General features: G+C 64.6%; 16 protein-coding genes and 1 tRNA gene. 7 read left to right on the top strand and 10 right to left on the bottom strand.

The window, feature by feature from the left end; all coding sequences use genetic code 11:
- Positions 1-80: 80 nt before the first annotated feature.
- On the bottom strand, positions 81-524 hold the full coding sequence (locus ACOJSI_RS04535; RefSeq protein ID WP_420137072.1) for a DUF4345 domain-containing protein: 444 nt from the start codon (positions 522-524) through the stop codon (positions 81-83).
- A gap of 327 nt (positions 525-851) precedes the next feature.
- Here ACOJSI_RS04535 and ACOJSI_RS04530 point away from each other — a divergent pair, with 327 nt between their 5' ends.
- Entirely contained in the window at positions 852-1,331 is a 480-nt protein-coding gene (locus ACOJSI_RS04530) for a GNAT family N-acetyltransferase (protein WP_420137071.1), read from the top strand.
- 58 nt (positions 1,332-1,389) lie between these two features.
- Here ACOJSI_RS04530 and ACOJSI_RS04525 read toward each other — a convergent pair whose 3' ends face one another.
- Both ACOJSI_RS04525 and ACOJSI_RS04520 read right to left on the bottom strand, forming a co-directional pair.
- Positions 1,390-1,629, bottom strand: a complete 240-nt coding sequence (locus ACOJSI_RS04525; RefSeq protein WP_420137070.1) for a hypothetical protein — start codon at positions 1,627-1,629, stop codon at positions 1,390-1,392.
- 559 nt (positions 1,630-2,188) lie between these two features.
- Positions 2,189-3,970, bottom strand: a complete 1,782-nt coding sequence (locus ACOJSI_RS04520; RefSeq protein ID WP_420137069.1) for a retroviral-like aspartic protease family protein — start codon at positions 3,968-3,970, stop codon at positions 2,189-2,191.
- Positions 3,971-4,126: 156 nt separating this feature from the next.
- On the opposite strand from ACOJSI_RS04520, the gene ACOJSI_RS04515 reads away from it, so the two are divergent.
- Both ACOJSI_RS04515 and ACOJSI_RS04510 read left to right on the top strand, forming a co-directional pair.
- A complete protein-coding gene (locus ACOJSI_RS04515; protein ID WP_420137068.1) occupies positions 4,127-7,225 on the top strand; it encodes a TonB-dependent receptor in 3,099 nt (1,032 codons plus the stop codon).
- 97 nt (positions 7,226-7,322) lie between these two features.
- Complete coding sequence (locus ACOJSI_RS04510) at positions 7,323-7,952, top strand: LysE family translocator (RefSeq protein ID WP_420137067.1); 630 nt, start codon at positions 7,323-7,325, stop codon at positions 7,950-7,952.
- On the opposite strand, the gene ACOJSI_RS04505 is transcribed toward ACOJSI_RS04510, so the two are convergent.
- Complete coding sequence (locus tag ACOJSI_RS04505) at positions 7,953-8,549, bottom strand: TetR/AcrR family transcriptional regulator (protein WP_420137066.1); 597 nt, start codon at positions 8,547-8,549, stop codon at positions 7,953-7,955. It abuts the gene before it with no gap.
- A 145-nt stretch (positions 8,550-8,694) separates the two neighbouring features.
- Here ACOJSI_RS04505 and ACOJSI_RS04500 point away from each other — a divergent pair, with 145 nt between their 5' ends.
- Positions 8,695-9,093: a RidA family protein gene (locus ACOJSI_RS04500; protein WP_420137065.1), complete on the top strand. Its 399-nt coding sequence runs from the start codon at positions 8,695-8,697 to the stop codon at positions 9,091-9,093.
- Positions 9,094-9,180: 87 nt separating this feature from the next.
- Here ACOJSI_RS04500 and ACOJSI_RS04495 read toward each other — a convergent pair whose 3' ends face one another.
- The 3 genes from ACOJSI_RS04495 to ACOJSI_RS04485 are packed head-to-tail and all read right to left on the bottom strand — an operon-like array spanning position 9,181 to position 11,704.
- On the bottom strand, positions 9,181-9,558 hold the full coding sequence (locus ACOJSI_RS04495) for a DUF2497 domain-containing protein (protein ID WP_420137064.1): 378 nt from the start codon (positions 9,556-9,558) through the stop codon (positions 9,181-9,183).
- Between the two features lie 17 nt (positions 9,559-9,575).
- On the bottom strand, positions 9,576-11,063 hold the full coding sequence (locus ACOJSI_RS04490) for a TolC family outer membrane protein (protein ID WP_420137063.1): 1,488 nt from the start codon (positions 11,061-11,063) through the stop codon (positions 9,576-9,578).
- Complete coding sequence (locus tag ACOJSI_RS04485; protein ID WP_420137062.1) at positions 11,063-11,704, bottom strand: protein-L-isoaspartate O-methyltransferase family protein; 642 nt, start codon at positions 11,702-11,704, stop codon at positions 11,063-11,065. The genes ACOJSI_RS04490 and ACOJSI_RS04485 overlap by 1 nt, the downstream gene beginning before the upstream one ends.
- Positions 11,705-12,101: 397 nt before the next feature.
- Between ACOJSI_RS04485 and ACOJSI_RS04480 the strand changes: the two genes are divergently transcribed.
- From ACOJSI_RS04480 to ACOJSI_RS04470, 3 genes are all read left to right on the top strand, one after another.
- On the top strand, positions 12,102-13,004 hold the full coding sequence (locus ACOJSI_RS04480; RefSeq protein ID WP_420137061.1) for a hypothetical protein: 903 nt from the start codon (positions 12,102-12,104) through the stop codon (positions 13,002-13,004).
- 176 nt (positions 13,005-13,180) lie between these two features.
- A tRNA-Cys gene (locus tag ACOJSI_RS04475) sits at positions 13,181-13,254 on the top strand.
- A 146-nt stretch (positions 13,255-13,400) separates the two neighbouring features.
- Positions 13,401-16,799 carry an acyl-[ACP]--phospholipid O-acyltransferase gene (locus ACOJSI_RS04470; RefSeq protein ID WP_420137060.1) on the top strand — a complete coding sequence of 1,133 codons (3,399 nt, stop codon included), beginning with the start codon at positions 13,401-13,403 and terminating at the stop codon, positions 16,797-16,799.
- An 11-nt stretch (positions 16,800-16,810) separates the two neighbouring features.
- Here the strand turns inward: ACOJSI_RS04470 and ACOJSI_RS04465 are convergent, their stop codons facing one another.
- The 3 genes from ACOJSI_RS04465 to ACOJSI_RS04455 form a co-directional block, all read right to left on the bottom strand.
- Entirely contained in the window at positions 16,811-18,070 is a 1,260-nt protein-coding gene (locus tag ACOJSI_RS04465; protein ID WP_420137059.1) for a DUF763 domain-containing protein, read from the bottom strand.
- Positions 18,071-18,157: 87 nt separating this feature from the next.
- Positions 18,158-19,264 (bottom strand): FUSC family protein, encoded by a 1,107-nt coding sequence (locus ACOJSI_RS04460; protein ID WP_420137058.1) that lies wholly within the window; start codon positions 19,262-19,264, stop codon positions 18,158-18,160.
- A 46-nt stretch (positions 19,265-19,310) separates the two neighbouring features.
- Entirely contained in the window at positions 19,311-20,186 is an 876-nt protein-coding gene (locus ACOJSI_RS04455; protein ID WP_420137057.1) for a glyoxalase, read from the bottom strand.
- Between the last annotated feature and the right edge of the window lie 18 nt (positions 20,187-20,204).

The raw sequence follows: 20,204 nt of genomic DNA, 5'->3' as shown, positions 1-20,204 counted from the left end.
CGAGCAAAGGAAGCTTCTTCATGGCCTGCGCGTAGCAAGCAATCGCATTGTTACAAAGTGAGATTGCTTCAGGCCTTGCCTCAACCCTGCACAGGCACGCTGCGCTGAGGAAAGGTGCGGCTGAGCCACCAGTAGAGAATGGGCGAAAGAAAGAGTTCGAGCACCATCGCGGCAACCAGCGGCATCGCCGGGAGCCCATAGCGCACCGAAGAATATGCCCTTGCCAACCCGCTGACAAACAATGCGGCAATCAGGAAGCGTGCAACAGGTGCCCGCCCGGCAAGATCTCTCGTGGCCCACCATAGGAGGACGCCGTAGCCAAGCCACATCGTCCCCCAGAATGCGATCTGGTTGTTCAGCGTGGCGTCACGCGCGGCGACGTCGGGGAGACTGGCGCCGGCTTGCTGAAGCAGGGTCGTGCCAGCGAGTAGATCGCCAGCACCGGTCGCGAACGGCAGCAGCGTCAAAAGTCGAAGTACGACGATCAGCCCCCTGGCTGGATGATGGCTTTCGGTACGATCCATTGCGGCTCCTGACATCACGACGCGGGGCATAGGCTGACCGGCCGCATCCGCCAACGACCGATACCGACATGTGCCTTCAGCAGAAACGCTACGTTCCCACCTGCTGCCTCACACCCGGCATCCGATCCGGACCGATCCCTGGCTGACTTTGTCGTCCCTCAGGTTAGACAGCGGCCGTACGCAGGATGCCCGCGAAAACGCGTCCTGTCCCCACGTCATGCGGCGCGAACTGTGGAGTTGTCCGATGATCGCTTCGCCATCTGCAAGGTTATCCGAATGCTTTTCGAAGATGCGCAGTCAAGCGATGCTTCCCAGATCGCAGACTTGGTGAACCGTGCCTATCGTGCTTCGAACGGCATGGATGGTTGGACCAACGAACGGGAGCTTCTCGCCGGTCAGCGGATCAGCGAAGGCGGCGTGCGAGAGATGTTACAGCGGGGGCGGATCGTGATCCTGCGCGAGACACATCGCGGCGCCATCATCGGCTGCATCCATGTCGCCGTGGATCCGGACGGCGCGTGGCATACGTCGATGCTGGCCGTGGATCCCGACACGCAAACAGCGGGCAGCGGAAAGGCGATCAAACAGGAGGTGGAACGGCAGGCAATGGCCGCAGGCGTCACCCGCATGCGGATGGAGGTCATCAAGCAGCGCGAAGCGCTGATCGCATGGCATCAGCGTCGGGGCTATGCGCCGACCGGGGAGATCCTGCCCTTTCCCTACGACAATCCCGAGGTCGGCCGCCCCTTGCGGCCAGATCTGGAACTGATCGTGATGGAGAAACAATTGCCCGATCCGGCCGCTTGACGGACGAACATATTCTTCACGGCAAGGCATCCCTCCTCATGGAGCGCACGGACTTTATCTAGGCGTCGTCACCCTCTCCGCTCGCCGCCGCATTGGTAGAGGCGTCATTCTCGCCGCTCTTGCCGCGCAATGGATCTTGGCCAAGCAGATCTGCCGCTTCTATCGAAGCCGCCGTCGGGCAGGTCCCACAGGCGCAGATGGCCAAGCGTTCGAGTATCGTATGAACGAGCGAGATCGCACTGGCGAAGCGGCTGGTCATACGGATCGCCGCCTGCACGGCTGCGAAAAACGCCAGCACCGCATTTCACCGGCGACCATCCAACAGGATCGTGTCGGCGATCGCGGTCCCACAATCAGGGGCGTGAGCGGCGCAGCGTGACATCCTTCCCTAGCCGGGGCACGCATGACGGCCGGCCATTTCGGGGGCACATGGCGCCCATCGCTGCTCACACGCATATCCTGTCCCCGGGTTGCCGTACCGCGCCGAGGTGCCAATCGACGAACCCTGCTGGACAGCCGTGGCGCGCAGACACCGGATGGGGCGATGCACCTTTTCTTGATCTATATTAGCTTTAACCGCTGCCGGAAATCGGGATAAGGTCCGGCAAATCGTTCGCGGATACCGCCTCGCCGCAACTGCGGAATATGGAGCGGGCCAGCGCGCGGAAATGCTGATTGCATCGCGAACCTGCCGGCAGCCGTCGGGCCAAGATCGGTGAGCCGCTTCGGCATCGGAGCCGACAACGTCGCCAGGACGGTGCCGCAATAATCACGGGCTCGATTGCTGCAGCGCGTCGGGACGGACGCCACGCATGGACCGTGCGAAGGTGCCTGGTCCGGCAGGCTGACAGACCGGCTTAGGGCATTATCGCCAGTTTCGCAGCGAACGCGCGTAACTTCGGATCCAGCTTGTGTGCCGTAGCCAGATCCTCCTCGCCCGCTTCCTTCTGGCCAAGATGAAGCCGGGCTATACCGCGGCCATAATGGGACCACGCCAGGTCGGGCGCGCCCTTCAGCGCCTCATCATAATCCGCGATTGCCTTTGGATAATCCTTCATCCGCAGGTGCAAGAGGCCCCGGCTGTCGAGAAAGCCGGCCTGATGCGGCCGTAACGCCAGGGCCGCATTGCAATCCTTCAACGCGCGATCCAGCTCCGTCCCCGCGAGCGCACGCACCCAGCAACGACCATTCAACGCGTCCGCCTTGCGCACGTCGGTCGGATGGGCGGCGATCCAGCGTCCGAATTCGGTGCCGGCACGGTCATATTCGCCCAGGTCTTCGTAAAAGTGAGCGATGCTGAGCCGCCGATCGGACGATGCCGGCGCGGCGGCTGATGCTGCATCGACATCGGCCCGAATATCGGCTTCTTCGTCTGCGGCGCGCCTGAGTTGTGCCCGCATCAGCAGCGCGTCGACATCGTCAGGCCGAAGTTTCAGAACATGATCGGCGTCCGCCAGCGCCAGGGACGACTGCCGCATGCGCTGGTGGAGCGATGCCCGCTGCCACAACAGATCGGCGTCTTCGGGCGCGATCGCCACCGCGCGATCGAGATCGGCAAGTCCGCCGGCGAGATCCCCGCGTGAGGCGCGAGCGTTGCCACGTCGGGCGAAGCTGGCGGCGTCTTCCGGCTGCAATTCGTCGGCGACCGTCTTCAGCGGCGCCGCTGCCGGCCTCTTGTCAGGTTCGATGTCCTGCTCCTCATCATCGAGGTAGCGCAGGTCGAATACGGCACCGCCATTATAGGTGAAGAACACCTTGTGCAGCCGGTTGCTCCAATAGACGTGGTGCGACAGGAAGAAATCGGCACCAAGCAGCATATCGGTCTCGTCCCAATCGCCCCCGAAGCGCAGGCGCGTGTTCCGGATTTCCTCGTCGCCGATCTTGATGCTGGCAACCGGACCGATCCATGTGGTCACCGGTACACGTCCTACGCCATGCGTCACACCGGCTGGCCGCACACCGGCGCCACCAGGCTTAAGGCCAATTCGCGCGGCGGCGCGAAGCGACACGAAGGACGTCCCGGCGCCGGTATCAAGCATAGCACGCAATTTCATGCCGTTGATGGAGACGGTCGCGATAATATGCGGACGCTCGCCATCGATCCGTTCCGTCTCCAGCATGGAGTAGTTGCCGCCGACCGGCACCCAATAAGCGAGATTGCCGTCCGCGCAGCCTTGACTACGCATCAGGCGGATCATGCCTTTACCGAGATCGAATTCGGTATCGCCCAGCGCCAGGATGTTCTGGCCAAGGAGCCCCACCGAACCAAACTCGCTCCCGCCGACCAAGAACTGCACGTTGCGCACAGGAGCCCCGGCAATGGTGAACGTATCTACCGTCGTCACGCTGGGCCGTACTGAGCCACCAACGCCCTTGAGGACGAAGCGTGGCGACACAGCCTGCAGCTTGAGACCATATTCTGCCGCACTACCGGGCGAGATCACACTGAACCAGGCACCGCTGTCGGCCGTGAACTTCGCCGTCTTGCCATTGATTTCGGCGTGCACCAGCGGGCGCAGACCCGACATGGTAACAGGTAGCTCGGCAATGGCAGCCACGCTGCACACATCACTTGCGGCGGCAGCAGTCGCCAGGGCCGGGATGGCCAGTGCAATGCACAGATGTGCAAGATGTATCATGAGGTCCCCCGCGGATGACCTTGGCGCGGTCTTGAGAAAGGTTCAAGCGCTTGCCGCGCAGCTGCGGGGCCCGGCTGCCCCCTGATCGCGTGCCCGCTTTAGCGGCGACGTTGCAATCTATGTTTGGACCGATAGGCTGTGCACAAGGGGATCTCTTTGCACAGATGGCTTAAATTCGGCCTGACCGTCGCTGCGGCGGCGCTGTGGGTGACAACTGCCGCCGGACAGTCTTCCGACGCGGTCCACACGATCCTGTTGAGAGCCGGACCGCTTTCCACGGCGCTCGACGCGCTGGCGGAGCAGACCGGACTCGAGCTGCTCTATTCGCCGGACATCGTCTCGTCCCGCCGCAGCGCGCGCGTATCCGGCGCCTTGCGCGTGGATGACGCGTTGCGAGCGGTCTTGGCAGGATCCGGCTTGTCATTCCGCCACACCGCCGGAGGGGCGATCTTGATCGTTCCCGCCCCCGCGGATCACGCCCCGGCTATACCTGAAATCCTGGTGATAGGCCGCCGCACCCAGAATTCGGATATCCGCCGTAGCGAGAACGACATCCAGCCGTACCAGGTCTCAACACGGCGCCAGATCCTCGCCTCCCACACCAACACGGTCGATCAGTTCTTGCGCACACGGCTGCCCAGCAATGCCAAAGCGCAAGCGGCCTCGCACGATCCGATCAGTGAATCCGCGAGCAATCGTTCGGAGGCGGATCTGCACGGACTGGGCGCGAACCAGACGCTGATCCTGATCGATGGCGCACGGATGCCCAGCCTCCCCTCGCCGGCATTCGATCTGTCGATGCGGCAACCCGATCTGAACGGCCTCCCGCTGTTCGCCATCGAGCGAATTGAAACCCTCACCGCGACTGCTGGCGGAATATACGGGCCGGGCGCAACCGGTGGCGTCGTCAACGTCGTGCTTCGACGTGACTATCGCGGGGGCGATCTCAGCATCACGCGTGGGGTCAGCGGGCGTGGCGACGCTCCGCTCAGCAGGATCGACGCGCGGCTGGGCTTTACGCCCGACGCAGGCCGTACGGACGTGATGATCGCTGCCTCCCACGCAGCGGCCAAGGGCCTTCGCTTCGGCGATCGAGGTTATGCGGTCGCCGCGCGGCGGATTGCGATTGCCCAAAATCCCTTGCTCGTGGTCCGAACCAATACCCCCGCCGACGCGCTACTGATCCAGAATGTGCTCACCGGCCCCCTCACCTTCAAACCGGCCGTCGGCGGCGCAACATTGGGATCGGCATTCACCTCATTGCCGATAGGCTATGGCGGGGTCGCCACGGATGGCGTGGCGACGCTCACTGCCAGAGCGGGACAGGCGCAAAGCGGCCTCGCGCCAGATGGCAGCGGCGTGATGCGCAGCATCAACAGCGATACAGCGGCGACCTCGCTCCTGCTCAACGTGCGCCATCATTTCGGCGAGAATGTCGAAGCCTTCATCGACCTGATCGGCTGGAACAATGATGGCCGGGCGCGAGAAGGACCGGTCTACGGGCAAATCGCGACGGTCCTCGCCAGCGCGCCCAACAACCCGTTTGCACAGCCAGTGCTGGTCACCTTGCCGCTGCCGGGAGACGAGACATTGGTGCGTAATCGCCTGCGCACGGCGAGATTGGCGGCGGGGCTTGTCGTTCAATTGCCGCGCGCGTGGAAGGCGGACGTGAATGTTACCCTCGGTTCGGTGCGGAACGTCATCGATCGTGCCAGTTCCTTCCTGAGCACCGACTTCAATCTCGCCATCATGTCCGGAACCCCAGGCCCCGGCGGAAAACCCACGCCCGATCCCTTCGGCAACTGGGACAATTTCGTGGCGGCACTTCACGCCTATGAGAAAATACCGAATGATGAACGTGTCGTAATCCGCGACCGTTTCTATGATGCCAGCTTGCGGCTGGCAGGCCCGCTCGCGACGACGAAAGCGGGGGAAATCTACCTAACCTTGCTGGCAGAGGGCCGGCGTGAGAAAATGCCGGTAGGCAAGAGGTGGCTCGGCGACGGACCGGCTTTTCTCTACCCCTCTTTCACGCAAACGGTCGGCTCTCTGTACGGCGAGGTTCGAGCACCGGTCGTGGCGCGTGACGCTTCGCTTGCCGCCTTGCGCGGGCTGGAGCTGCAGCTGGCAGTGCGGTATGATGACAACCGGACATCGGTGCCGAAGGAGCCTGGCTCCTATGTTCCCGACATCCTCTTCGAAGCACCTGCCCATCTAAAGGCCCGTCAGGCGGCGGCTGCCTATACCGCCGGCTTGCGCGCTTTCCCGCAGAGCCATGTGATGGTGCGGGCGAGCATCTCCACCGGCATTCTGCCGCCGACGCCGCAGCAGCTTCTCTCCGAATCCTACCGTATCGATTTTCCGTACGGCCTCGCCATCGATCCCCGCCGCGGCGATCGCGTGGTGGGCAGCGAGGCGCCCTTCACCCTCTACGAAGGCGGATCCGTCCGCCTGCGGCCGGAGCGGGCGCGCTCCCTGTCGGCCGGGATCGTCATCAATCCCGAAGGGGGAAATCGCACGCGATTGTCGCTGGACTTCACCCATATCGACAAACACGGTGAGATCGTCCGCCTCCATCCCGGACGTCCCGATTATTTCCTGGCCAATGAGGCGCTTTATCCCGATCGTGTCGTGCGGGCCGCGCTGACGCCGGCGGACGCCGCCCTGGGCTTTACCGGAGGCGTGGTCACGCAGGTCGACACGACCGCCTTCAATATCGGTCACACCATTATCGACGCGCTGGATATCAGCGTGAACCGCGACTTCCGCGTCGGCCGGGAGGCTGCGATCAGGATCTACGGGGCCGCAAGCTGGCAGCCGCGCCTCCGGCGACGCACCGATCCGCAACGCAGCGCCATCGACTATGTAGGCTTTGTGGACGGGCCGCTGCGATGGCGCGGCAATGCCGGCGTGGATTGGGAGAAGGGTCCGTTCACGATCGGCGCCAACGGACAATATTATGGCAGATATGTCGCCATCGCAGCGGCCGATGGCGCGCCCGGCGAAGCGGATCAGGGCGCGCTCGACCTGCCCGGCATCCGCATTCCCGCGCAAGTCTATTTCGACGTTACCATGGCGTACCGGTTCGACATTCCGGTGTCCGGCGGGAGGGCACGCAGCCTGGAATTGGGCTTCAATATCCAGAACCTGTTCGATCACCGGCCGCCGATCGTGAGCCAATCGGATTTTGGCTACAGCTTTTATGGCGACCCGCGCCGCCGCCGCTTCGAGGTTTCCGCGACCGCGCATTTCTGATTTCGACCGCTTCGTCGGACCGCCTGCGACCTTGCCTCAAAGCTGTCCTCTTCCGCGTCTATCAATGATGGGCCCGTACGTGGGAGGATGCGTTCAGATGGCATTGCACAGCTGGTGGCTGTTTTTCGGCGCCGTATTCCTCTTGTCCGGCACGCCCGGGCCGAACATGCTGCATGTCCTGACCCGATCGGTGGAGATGGGGCTGCGGCGCAGTATGGCGGCCATGGCGGGATGCCTGCTGGCCGTCGTGAGCGTGCTTGCCGCCTCGGCGGCGGGCGTGACGACCCTGTTGCTGGCCCTGCCAGGCGCGTTCGAAGTGCTTCGCTATGCGGGCGTGGCCTATCTGCTGTTCCTGGGCGTCAAAGCCTGGCGCGCGGACAGTGCGCCAATCGACGTTGGCGATGGCGATCTCCGGCCCAGCCTCTCGCGCCTGGCCGTGTTCCGCGGCGGCTTCATGATCGGCATCAGCAATCCGAAGCTGATCCTGTTCGCCGCGGCCTTCCTCCCCCAATTCGTCGACCCAACACGGCCCCAGGCGCCGCAATTCGCGATCATGGTGCTGACGTTCGCGGTGGTCGAAGCCTTTTGGTATGGCATCTATGGCGTCGGCGGCCGATCCCTCTCCCGCTTCCTCGGAAAGCCGGCGACCAAGCGCGCCTTCAATCGGGTTACGGGTGCGATCTTCGTGGGCTTCGGTCTGGCCCTGCTGGAAGCAAAGACGGCCTGATCATCCCCGGTCCACCAGAAAGCCTTCCGCCATCAGCCGGAAGGCGGCGAGCGCCTTGGGGAGGACGAGATCCGGCGTTTCGCTGGCGGCCACCCACAAGGCGGCGTTGAACGCGGCGCCGCTGAGGAGGCGAGAGGCGGCCTCGACATCCACGCGCCGCATGACGCCATTGGCGATCAATTTGGCGACCGTCTGCTTGGTGCCGTCGAGGCAGGCATTCTGGCTCGGCCAGGTCGACGGATCGCCCAGAAAGGCCGGCCCATCAAGCAGGACGATCCTGCGCACCTCGGGATCCAGCGCCATTTCGATATAAGCCTCCGCCTCCACCAGCAGGCGATCCCAATCGGTCTTGGCCGTGGCCGCCGCCCGCTCAGCCCGCGCGGCCATTTCGCCGTCGACCTGCGCGACGACCGCCGCGAGCAGCCCGGCCTTGTCGCCGAAACTATGGTAAAGCGCACCACGGGTAAGACCGACCGCCGCAGTGAGATCGTCCATCGACGCCGCAGCAAAGCCCGATGCGGCAAAGGCACGACGCCCTGCTGCGATCAGCTTGGCGCGATTCTCTTCCATCGTCTCGGCACGACGCTTCGGCGCCAATCCCTTACCCTTTCACATACGTTACGTATGTCAAATTGACATCCACCCGTGAGTATGCTTTACATACGTCTCGTATGTGAATGCCTCGTCTCCGCTGGCAAGTCCAGTGGGCCGGTGCATCGCTCTGCCAAGAAAGGACCGCAAGATGGCTCGACGCGACGCCGTGATTCATCCCAATCGCCACGCTTTATACGACCGACACGGCTATTCCCCGGCCGTGCGATCCGACAATCTGCTGTTCGTGTCTGGCCAGGTCGGCAGCCGCGACGACGGTTCGCCCGAGCCGGAGTTCGAGGCGCAGGTCCGCCTGGCCTTCGCCAATCTCAAGGCGACCCTCGCTGCGGGCGGGTGCGGATTTGACGACATCATCGATATCATGACCTTCCACACCGATCCGGAGGCGCAGTTCGACACCGTCATGGCGGTGAAGAACGAGATTTTCGACCGCGCGCCTTATCCCAGCTGGACAGCGATCGGCGTCACCTGGCTGGCCGGGTTCGACTTTGAGATCAAGGTGGTCGCGCGCATTCCTGATGCGGGCTGACAGCTTAGCGCGACCATAGTGGCGGGGGCGGCGCAATGGACGGTGCCGACCCGCTCCCGCTGCTGACCCCGCACCTCAACCGTGGCGTCAGCGCCCGATCGCGCGAGCGACCTCGCGCGCCACGACCCGCTCCACCAGATCGGGAAGATTGGCGTCGAGCCATTCCTTGAGCATCGGGCGGAGCAGTTCGCGCACGAGGCCGTCGAGCGTGTTGTCGGCCGCACGCGGATCGATCGAAACGCCGGACAAAGCCGCCAACGCCGCCTTGCTGGCCTGGGCGGTCTCTCCCGAGATGATCGCATCGGCCGCGGGCGGCGCCCCGAGCTCGAGCACATCCTCGTCGGGCGCCGGCCGTTCGGCCGGGCCGGTGGGAAACCGGCGAACGGCTTCGACATCGGCGCTGATGATGCGCTTGATCGATGCGAGCACATCTTCCATCGGCTGTTCGGGCGCCCCTTCACTCATGACGCGGCGAGTATCGCTTATTGTCGCGGCGGTGTCACGGCCCGGTTGGAGGGCGCTTCCGGATCATAGGGCGCCACATCCGGATCGGCCGGCGTCGGGCCGGTCGTGTGGGTGCCGCGCGGCGTATAAGCCGGCTGGTCGCTCCAGTCGCCCAGCCAGTTCCGGACATGGTTATAATTGGCCATGGGATCGTAGAGCGAGCCACCGTCGAGACCGAGATCGCGGGCCTCCGCCTCCCCCATCGCGTTCAACAAGGCGAAGCCGGCAACATATTGGTCATATTGCGCGCTGACCAGATCGACCTGGGCGTTCAACAATTCCTGCTCGGCGTTGAGTACCTCCAGCACGGTCCGCGTGCCCACCCGGTTTTCGGCCCGCACGCCCTCCAGCGCGAGTTCGTTGGCAGACACCGCCTGTTTGTTGGCGGTGATCGCCTCGGCCGCGGCGCGATAGCTGGCGAAGGCGGCCCGCGTGTTGGCGATGACCTGACGCTCGATATCGATGCCCTGTTCGACCGCCTGGTTCTGCACCGCCTGCGCCTGACGCACGCGCGCGCCGACGAGACCGCCCTGGTAAAGCGGCAGGTTCAGCGACACGCCGACCGAGTTCGATCCTTGCGAATTGTCACCGCCGAAGCCGCCGGAAATCTGGTTAATCGTGCCGAGATAATTGTTGTAGTTGGTCCCGCCGATCGCCGACACGGTCGGCAGACGCTGGGCCCGCGCGGCGCGCACGTCGAAGCCGGCCGCCTGCGTGATGGCGCCGGCCGCCTGCAGCGACGGGCTGTCCTGGAGCGCGATCTCCACCGCCTGATCCGGCGTGTCGGGCAGCTTGGGCAAGGCCGGCGGTTGCGCCAGCGCCTCCGGCCAGATCCCGACCACGCGCCGAAAATTCTCGCGGCTGCCGGTGAGATTGCCCTGCGCCGTCGCCAGCTGGCTGCGCGCGAGGCTGAGGCGGGCTTCGGACTGGGCGACATCGGTCCGCGTAAGATCGCCGACCTGGAAGCGATCGCGGCTCGCCTTCAAATTGGTATTGAGGACTGCGACATTCTTCTTGTTGAGATCGACGATCGAGGAATCGCGGATCACGGCCATGTAGGCCGCGACGACCTGGGTGAAGATATTGCCCTCGGTCGTGCGCAGATCGGCGCGCCCTCCGCTCACCCGCGACTCGGCTGCGTTGATCGCATTCTTGACCCGGCCGCCCTGGAACAGGGGATAAGAGAGGTTGAGCTGTGCGGTCAGCGTGCGGCCGCCGCTGTTGAGGCGGGTGATGCCGTTCGTATTCTGGCTCAGCCCCAGTGTGCTCGACGCCTGAACCCGCGACTGCGCCTTGGCGATGGGCACGCCCTCATCGGTCGCCCGCAATTGCGCGCGCGCCGCATTCAAGGCGGGGCTGGAATTATAGGTTTCGATAAATGCTTCCTGCAGCGTGGTTGCCAGGACCGGCGTTCCCAGCGCCGCTCCCCCCAGCAATCCTGCGATGATCCTCCCCCCCACACGCATTAGAAAGTGAATCCCTTTCTCACCTCAAAGCCCGGCAGCACCGGTGCTTCGGCATCTGCAAACGTGATCATGCCAAAGCCGCCGCCCGCTTTCCGACCAATCGCCAGGCGGGTGACGCCATTTTCGATGATCGGCGCGGCGACACGGCCGCCATCCACCAGCTGCTCCACAATCGCCGGCGGAACATGCTCGATCGCGCCGTCGAACAGGATCAGATCATAGGGCGCCGCACCGGGCCAACCCGCCGTCAACGGACCGGAAACGGGGGTGACCTGCGCGGGCAGCGACGCATCGGCGAGCAGCGACGCATCTTCCTCAAGCGCGGTGACGGACTCCGCGAGCGTCGCGATGACAGCCGCTGCATAGCCGGTGTTCGCGCCCACCACGAGAACGCGATCCGTCGGCTTCACCCGTGCTTCGGTCAGCAGGCGCCCCAGGATCATCGGAGCCGGGATCGATCGACCAGGCGCCACCGACAAGGCGGTATCGAGGTAGGCGAGCGCTGCCTGCGCGGTGGGCACGAAGCGCTCGCGCGGCACGGCGCCCATCGCCGCAACCACCCTGGGATCATTTACCGCGGTCGTCCGCAACTGACTGTCCACCATCGCACGCCGCATCTGTTCGAAATTATGTTCGGTCACTGTCGCCGCCCTCTTGAGGTGTCTTATTCATACAAGACACTGCGCCTGAAGGCAACGGCCTTACCGAACACCATTGGCGAGGCCAAGGGAGCATGATTCATGCCAGCCGCCGCGTTGCATGGCTGCGTCAGAACTTCCTCAAATCGCCGTCCGGAAACGGTCATTCTTCGTCTGCAAACGTCCAAGATCGGACAGCGCCCGATCTGCAAATGATAGTGGTGGGTCCGCTGACTTGATCTACAAGGAAGCCGGGCTTCCTTATGCGTATCAGCCGACGGGTAGTTTCCCGGCCTATGTGACACGTTCGCATCGCTTTCGCGAAGTCCCGGCGGATCAGCCGCGCCAGGAAGGCGCGCGATCCGTTATCTCCGCAAGGATGCACCGAGGGTTTTTCGCTATGTCCGCTAGGCTCTTTACCGCCAGCCTCATGCTTGCCCTGGCACTGGCCACGCCGGTGAAGGCGGACGATGTGAATGCCGGTGCATCGCCCGGGCCGCTGACCGCGACGCCACCCGGGCGCATCAAGGTGTCGGCCGTGCATGTCGCACTGGCCGGCCGTCAGATCGAGGTCGTGACCAGGGTTGCAGTCGCGCAGGGGCCGGTGACGTTGCATCTGGGTATGCCGCGCTTCGGCTGGATGGGAGAAGCGGAGACCTATCCCGATCGCCATTTCCCCGAATTGGAGATCACGGTCGACCGCCGCCCTGCCGCGCCACTCCGGTCGTTCACGGCATGGAAGGATCAGCGCGATGTCAGTGCGCTCGTCCGGGCGGCGGACGTGGATCCGTTCGCAGTTGCCGAGACGCCTCCGTTCGTCGAACCGGTCACGGGCAAGCAGCCGGCGTTCGACGCATTGGTCGCCGCGGGGGTGGTGACACGGGCGCCAGAGGGGATGCTCGCCGCCTGGGACGTGCAGCGTCATATCGCCGTGCCGCTGCCCGCCGGGCCGCACGACGTGATGCTCAGATACAAAGCGCGCCAGGCACTCACGCTGGCCCAGATACCGGGCAGCGACGCGAACTGGTCCGATTTCTGCCTGACCCCGGCACGTGCGGCGGCTCTACTGAAGGGGTATAGCCTGGGCCGGACGGTAGCGATGGATCGCTATCTGATCCCAATCGGCATCAATGGCCAACTATCGGCGCAGGTCAGCCTGCGGATGAACCCGCCGCCGCCGGGAGCCCTGACGATGGTGTGCGGGGCCAATGGCCAGCCGATCACGAATGCCGCAGGCGAACATGCGGTGCGGGCCGGCCGGGATCATGCTTTGCATATCCTGTATGTGTCGGCGGTTCGCTGATCGCGGAGCAAGGCCGGCACGCCATGACGCGCCGCCTTCCTGTCCTTTCTTCCCGATACGGGTTGTTCATCCCAAAAGCCGCAGCTATGGGGCTGCGTCTTGGCACGTCGCTGCCAGGTTCTGGAGTGCAAGCTCCAACCGCCGATTTCAGAATTCCGCCTGATCTCGACGTTTAAGGCCCGATGGCGGAGTGGTTACGCAGAGGACTGCAAATCCTTGCACGCCGGTTCGATTCCGGCTCGGGCCTCCATCTTCCGACATGTCGCTGTCGGAACCATCGTCCCGCCGGGCACTTCCCATCATCCATGCGTGTTCGTGCCGCCGACCCGGTGGCGCGTGACTTGCCTGTCTCGCTATTTTGCGATCTGACCGCAGCGGATTTTTGAAGGGATAAGAATGTCGGCACCCGATGTCTCTTTGCTCGGCAAGCGTCGCTTCGGTCCGCTGTTCGTCGTGCAGTTCCTGGGGGCCTTCAACGACAATCTGCTCAAGTTCGCGCTTCTGTTCCTCGCCAATTTCGCCCTCTACGCGGGGCGGCCCGGCAAGGCGGAGATGCTGGCGACGATCGCGACCGGATTGTTCATCCTTCCTTATTTCCTGTTCTCGGCGCTCGCCGGTCAATTGGCGGACAAGTTCAACAAGGCCTGGCTGATCCGCGGTGTGAAAGCCGCCGAAATCGCCATCATGATGCTGGCCCTGCTGGGCTTCTGGCTCGAATCGGTGCCGGTGCTGCTCGCCTGCCTGTTCCTGATGGGCGTGCATTCGACCATCTTCGGGCCGATCAAATATTCCATCCTGCCGCAGCAATTGGGCACGCACGAGCTGATGGGCGGAACCGGCCTGATCGAAGCGGGCACGTTTCTGGCAATCCTCGCCGGCCAGTTGACGGGCGGCGTCCTCCCACCGTGGCAGGCGGGCCTGCTCGCGATCGGCGTAGCGGTAGTCGGCTTCCTGATGAGCCTGGCCATCCCCTCCGCACCCGCCGCGGCGCCGGAGCTGAAGATAGAGCGCAACATCTTCCGGGGGACGTGGCAGATCATCGCGGTCGCGCGGGGCGGCCGCGGCGTCTGGCTAGCGATCCTCGGGATCAGCTGGTTCTTCACGGTCGGCGCGATCCTGCTGGCGGAGTTCGCGCCACTGGTGAGCGGCACATTGCAGGCTGGGCCGTCCGTCGTGACCTTGTTCCTGCTCATATTCTCGATGTCGGTCGCGGTCGGTTCGCTGGTCGTCAACAAGCTGCTGCGCGGCGAAGTGTCCGCGCGCTACGTGCCGGTGGCGGCGCTGGGGCTCGCCATATTCCTGATCGATCTGTGGATCGCATCGCGTGCCTTCACGCCGATGCCCGGGCAGGAAACGATCGCGGGCTTCCTCGCCAATCCAGGCAGCTGGCATATCTTGATCGCGCTGGTCGGCATCGCCTTTTCCGGCGGCGTCTTCATCGTACCACTTTATGCCGTCCTGCAGGTGCATAGCGATGCAGCGAACCGCTCGCGGATCATCGCCGCCAACAATATCGTCAACGCCTTCGTGACGGTGCTGGTCGTGGCAACGGTCAGCGGCCTGCTGGCGGCGGGGACGAGCATATCCGGGGTGATCGGCGCGCTAGGTTTTGCCACGCTCGCGGTGGCGCTAATCTCCTGCTGGCTGCTGCCGGAAACCGTGTTCAAGTGGCTGGTCCGCCGCCTGCTGATCCTGCTCTACCGGGTCGAGGTCCACGGTGCCGAGCATATGCCCCAGCCAGGCGAACGCGCGGTGGTGGTGGTCAACCACGTCTCTTTCCTCGACGGGCTGCTGCTGGCCGCCTTCCTGCCGGGACGGCCGACCTTCGCCATGGCGACGCGGATCGCGCGGGCGTGGTGGATCCAGCCTTTCCTGCGCATCTTCGATGCCTTTCCGGTCGATCCGACCAATCCGATGGCCGCGAAAGCCATGGTCAAGGCTGTGCGTGAGGGGCGCACGCTGGTCATTTTCCCGGAGGGGCGGATCACGGTCACCGGCGCGCTGATGAAGGTGTTCGACGGACCGGGCATGGTCGCGGACAAGGCCGATGCGCCAATCATCCCGGTGCGGATCGCCGGCGCTCAATATACGCCTTTCTCCCGCCTGCGCGGGAAGGTGCGGCTGCGCCCCTTCCCCAAGATCGACCTGACCATCCTGCCCGCGCGGCGCTTCGCGGTGGAAGGCGACACTGCCCGGCAGCGCCGCGCCGCCGCCGGCGCCAAGCTGTACGATGTGATGAGCGACATGATCTTCGCCACGTCGAACATCCACCGCACGCTTTATCAGGCGCTAATCGACGCGAAGGATATTCACGGCGCGCGGGCGCCCATCGTCGAGGACGTGAAGCGTGAGCCGCTGAGCTATGGCCGGCTGTTGACCGGAAGCATCGTGCTGGGCCGTATATTCGCGGGCGTCACCGCCCGCCGTGAGGCAGTGGGCGTGCTGTTGCCCAACGTCAGCGCGGTGGTCGCCAGCTTCTTCGCCTTGCAGGGTATCGGGCGCGTGCCGGCGATGCTCAACTATACCGCGGGCCTGGCCAATCTGAAGGCAGCCTGCACGGCAGCCCAGATCCGCACGATCGTCACCGCTCGCGCGTTCGTAACCCAGGCCAAGCTGAGCGCGGTCCTCGACGGCCTCGACGCAGCGGGCGTGCGTATCCTGTATCTTGAGGATATCGGCGCCGCGGTTGGCACGTTCGCAAAACTCCGCGCGCTGATCGCGACGCGTTGGGCCGGCCGGCGGCATCGGCGCAATGGCGTGACGCCCGACGACCCCGCCGTCATCCTGTTCACCAGTGGATCGGAAGGCGTGCCGAAGGGCGTGGTGCTGACACACCGCAACCTGCTGGCGAACTGCCTGCAATTATCCGCGCGGATCGATTTCAACTCAGCCGACATGGTCCTGAACGCGCTGCCCGTCTTTCACAGTTTCGGCCTGACCGGAGGGACCTTGTTGCCCATTCTGTCCGGTGTGAAGACGTTGCTGTATCCGAGCCCGCTCCACTATCGGATCGTCCCGGCGCTGGCCTATGATTCCGATGCCACGATCCTGTTCGGGACGGACACTTTCCTCAGCGGCTATGCACGGATGGCGCATGGCTATGACTTTTACGCTTTGCGCTACATCTTCGCCGGTGCCGAGCGGGTGCGCGACGAGACGCGGAAGACCTACGCCGAAAAGTTCGGGCTGCGCATCCTGGAAGGCTATGGCGCGACCGAGGCGGCGCCGGTCATTGCCGTCAACACGCCGATGCACTTCAAGGCCGGCAGTGTCGGGCGGTTGCTGCCGGGGATCGAGGCGAAGATCGATCCTGTGCCCGGGATCGACGAGGGCGGTCGTCTGTCCATTCGCGGCCCGAATATCATGGCAGGCTATCTGAAAGCGGACGCGCCGGGCCTGTTGCAGCCCCCCGAAGGCGGGTGGCATGACAGCGGCGATATTGTCACCATCGACAAAACCGGCTTCGTCACCATTCGCGGGCGGGCCAAGCGGTTCGCCAAGATCGGTGGCGAGATGATCTCCCTCCCGGCGGTGGAGGGCTACGCCGCCGCCGTCTGGCCAGATGCGGAACATGCGGTCGTGACCCGGCCCGATCCGCGCAAGGGGGAGCAATTGGTACTCTTCACCACCCACGCCGGCGCGACGGCTGCGCCGCTCCAGGCCTGGGCGCGCACCAATGGCGTTAGCGAACTGGCGATCCCCCGCGACGTGCGCGTGATCGAGGCCCTGCCCGTCCTGGGCACGGGCAAGCTGGATTATGTCACGATGGGCGAACGCGCCGCCGGCGCGGCCTAACCGACGGGACGTCAGCCCATGCGGGCGCGCGGAATGATCCGTGCCGGCTCGAACCCGAAGACGCTGCGGCCACCATAGCTATGGCTGTCATCCCGTTCCTGCGCGATGAAGGCCTCGACCGAAGGCCCCGTTGTGTCCCGCTCCAGCCGGCGGGCTTGCTCGTCGAGGCGCTGGATGGCCGCCAGTTCCTCGCTCTGGCCAAGCTTCGCCTGTGCCACCGCCCGCTTCATCACCGCGATCGTATGATCATACACCTTGATCGGCACTGGATAAGGATGGCGATCCTTGCCGCCATGCGCGAGCGAGAAGCGGGCAGGATCGCTGAAGCGGCATGGCGCGCCGTGGACGACTTCCGCCACCATCGCGAGCGCACGCACGGTGCGAGCGCCCACGCCCGGCACCAGCAGCAGCTCCGCAAAGTCGACCGGGCCCTGCTCCGCCGCCGCCGCAAGATTGCCATGCAGCCGGCGGACGATCACGTCCTCGGCCCGCACATCATGATGATCCGGCAACATCAGGTGCGGCAGCATCGATTGGGGCGCCGGCGCCGCTGGCCCATCGATTCGCGTCAGGGCAGCATATTCGCGCGCGATACGATCCGGCCCGAGCTTGGCAAGAAGATCGAGCTGGCCCGATCGCGACGCTGCGGCACGTCGATCGGTGAGATTGACGATCACGCCCTGGGTGCGGCCGTCGATCGCCGCATGGGGCGCCTCGACAAAGCTCGAGATATTTTCGGACAGCCAGTGATAGCGGCGCGCCTGACGGCGATCCCCATTCATGCCTTGTTGAACGACCGTCCAGCTGCCGTCGTCACAGACGATGAAGCCGTGCAAATACAGATCGAAGCCATCCTGCACCGCGGCACTGTCGACCTTGGCCACCAGCCGGCTTGCCTTGGCCATGGCCGTGCCATCGATCCCGACGCGATCTCCGACGGTGGCGAGTTCCTCTGGCGTGCGGCGGGAATGGCGGCCCCGCCCTCCGCAAACATGGATACCAAGCTCCCCGGACAGTGGCGCCAGCCCGCGCTTCAGCGCACCCAGCACGCTGGTGGTGATGCCGGACGAATGCCAATCCATCCCCATCACCGCGCCGAAGGACTGGAACCAGAAAGGGTGCGCCAGCCGCCGCAGGAATTCATCGCGCCCATATTCATGGATGATGGCTTGCGCGATCACCGTTCCCAACCGCGTCATGCGCTGGCCGAGCCAGGCCGGCACGCGGCCGCCATGCAACGGCAGATCGGCGCTGCCCGCACGCTTCGCCATCAGAGGCTACCGCCGACGCACAAGGTGAGGTTGTGAGGCACGCACAACCCTTAGCCGCATCGGAACGAAAAGAGAACCAGGACTTACTTAGACGCCCCCCGCTTCGTTCTTCGCCCGCACGCCCTGCTCTCGTCGCCCCGGCGCGAGCAGATGCCACAGCAGCAGAACTGGCTCCAGCAGGCCCATGCCGATCAACGTGCCGAGCAGCCGCTCCACGCCTGGGCCAATATGCGCATCCTCATAGGAATCGGGCACCAAAGTCACGAGGACGGCCAGCACGAACTGCGTCCCCGCATAGGCCATGCCGCCATTGCCGTTTTCCAGATGCCGTCCCGCAGCCACGCCGAGCATCGTGCCGAGGATCAGGATCGGCGCATTACCCTGCGCCACATAGAGGATGATCGCGGCCAGCATGGCGCCGCAGAGGCAGCCTATCACGCGATTGAGCAGGCGATAGCTGACCGGCACGAAGCCGCTGGAGCCGATACTCGTCACCGGCACGAGCATCGCCGCCAGGATCGCCACCGCGCCCTGCGCGAGCGACGGCAGATGGAGGTAAACTCCGATTACCGGCAGGATCAAAAGCGCCGCGCCGGCCTGGCAGGCATGGCGCACGGCGCGGGGAGTCCAGCCGATCCGCTTGGCCGGCGCGGCACGTTCCGCCGGCCAGATCCGGCGCAATGTTACGGTCGAGGCTGTGCTGATGAGGACGCAGGCCACCGTTCCGGCGACCACCTCCAGCAAGCGGGTTCGCGCAAAGTTCACCAGCGCGATATCGGGATGCTGCGTCTTGTCGAGCAGGATCATGACGAAGGTCAGCCCAACGAACAGCCACGCATAGGCACGCTTGCCCGTCAGCGCGGCATAGAGCGTCGTCCCGCCGATAACGGCCAGCAGCACGGCGGTTACGGCAAGGCTCCCAAGCGCCAGCGGCGTCAACACGAGGCCCAGCGCCGCGCCGGCCGCCGTGCCGACGATCCGCAGGATGCCCCGCAGCAAGCTTTCGGCAGCATGCCCTCGCATCACCATATAGCCGGAGAAAGCGGCCCAGGAGACGTTGCTGGCGCCGATCAGGTGGGCGAAGAGGATCGATAGCAATACCGACGCGACGCATTCGAACTCGTCGACGCGTCGCGCATCGATCCACCCGTGCCGATCCTGCGATGGAGAGGAAGACCTATCCCCTAGCCCCATGCTTTCACGCGATTGCTGTTGAGCGGAATGGCACCAACCCCTTCCGTCAGCGCCCCGCGGGGCCGTGTACCGCAGCGATATAGCCGCCGGGAAATTGCAACATGGCCTCCTGCCGCCCATCGACATCATGTGCGGATATCAGCGTCACCGCCCCCGCCGCGTTCGCCTTTTCGAGCGTGGCGGCGAGATCCGTCACGCCATAACCGCTGATTTCTCGACCGTAGGGCCAGGGCCAGGCGCCATCGCCTGCCACCACCACCATCTCGCCATAGCGCGATTGGATGCGGACCAGCCTGACCTGGCTTTCGGACCGGCCGAACGCCGCGCCCGATATGACAGAATGATCGGACAGGATATGCCCGTGGGAGAAGCGCAGCCAGGCGCGGAGGAAGGCGTCCGCCGCCCCTTTGGTCAGATAGATACGGTTCTCTGGAATGGTTGCCAGCGCCGGATAATGGGGTGCGACGGTGTGCCAATATAATTGCATGCCGACCCCGCCCGGCCATTGGATCAGCGCATCGCGACCGATGGGATCCGGGAAAGGCTCGACCAGCACGGTGGCACCTGCGGCTTTGGCGGCGGCGACGGCCGCATCGAGATCGGTGACGAGATAGCCGGTCCGTTCGCTGCCGAAGGGAAACGGGATCGGCGTCTGGAAGGCGAAGACCGACAAGGTGCCGACCGGCGTCTGAGCCAGTTGCGAGATCGTCTTGCTAGGCGTTGGCGTTACCTGAACCAGATTGGGCTTGGTCACGCTGCCGCCGAAGGTGGCGGTGAAGCTCGTCAGAAAGGCATTGATATCGGCCGGCGCGACATAGACGTGGGTGGAATCATATTGCGGGCTGACCGCGAAATCCCTGGCCGATGCCGATCCGGGCAGCATCGCGATCACACCAGCGACCAGGCCGACAATAGCTTTCATGTGCGCCCTCCAAGAATC

Origin of the sequence: Sphingomonas sp. (assembly GCF_048595155.1) — a bacterium.
Classification (GTDB): Bacteria; Pseudomonadota; Alphaproteobacteria; order Sphingomonadales; family Sphingomonadaceae; genus Sphingomonas_I.
The sequence above is the reverse complement of the archived record's forward strand: the minus strand, read 5'-3'. Positions and strand labels throughout refer to the sequence as shown.

Coding starts and splice junctions, on each gene's coding strand:
- ACOJSI_RS04535 (WP_420137072.1), bottom strand. CDS start 524: ATGGATCGTACCGAAAGCCATCATCCAGCCAGGGGGCTGATCGTCGTA.
- ACOJSI_RS04520 (WP_420137069.1), bottom strand. CDS start 3,970: ATGATACATCTTGCACATCTGTGCATTGCACTGGCCATCCCGGCCCTG.
- ACOJSI_RS04510 (WP_420137067.1), top strand. CDS start 7,323: ATGGCATTGCACAGCTGGTGGCTGTTTTTCGGCGCCGTATTCCTCTTG.
- ACOJSI_RS04500 (WP_420137065.1), top strand. CDS start 8,695: ATGGCTCGACGCGACGCCGTGATTCATCCCAATCGCCACGCTTTATAC.
- ACOJSI_RS04495 (WP_420137064.1), bottom strand. CDS start 9,558: ATGAGTGAAGGGGCGCCCGAACAGCCGATGGAAGATGTGCTCGCATCG.
- ACOJSI_RS04490 (WP_420137063.1), bottom strand. CDS start 11,063: ATGCGTGTGGGGGGGAGGATCATCGCAGGATTGCTGGGGGGAGCGGCG.
- ACOJSI_RS04480 (WP_420137061.1), top strand. CDS start 12,102: ATGTCCGCTAGGCTCTTTACCGCCAGCCTCATGCTTGCCCTGGCACTG.
- ACOJSI_RS04470 (WP_420137060.1), top strand. CDS start 13,401: ATGTCGGCACCCGATGTCTCTTTGCTCGGCAAGCGTCGCTTCGGTCCG.
- ACOJSI_RS04465 (WP_420137059.1), bottom strand. CDS start 18,070: ATGGCGAAGCGTGCGGGCAGCGCCGATCTGCCGTTGCATGGCGGCCGC.
- ACOJSI_RS04460 (WP_420137058.1), bottom strand. CDS start 19,264: ATGGGGCTAGGGGATAGGTCTTCCTCTCCATCGCAGGATCGGCACGGG.
- ACOJSI_RS04455 (WP_420137057.1), bottom strand. CDS start 20,186: ATGAAAGCTATTGTCGGCCTGGTCGCTGGTGTGATCGCGATGCTGCCC.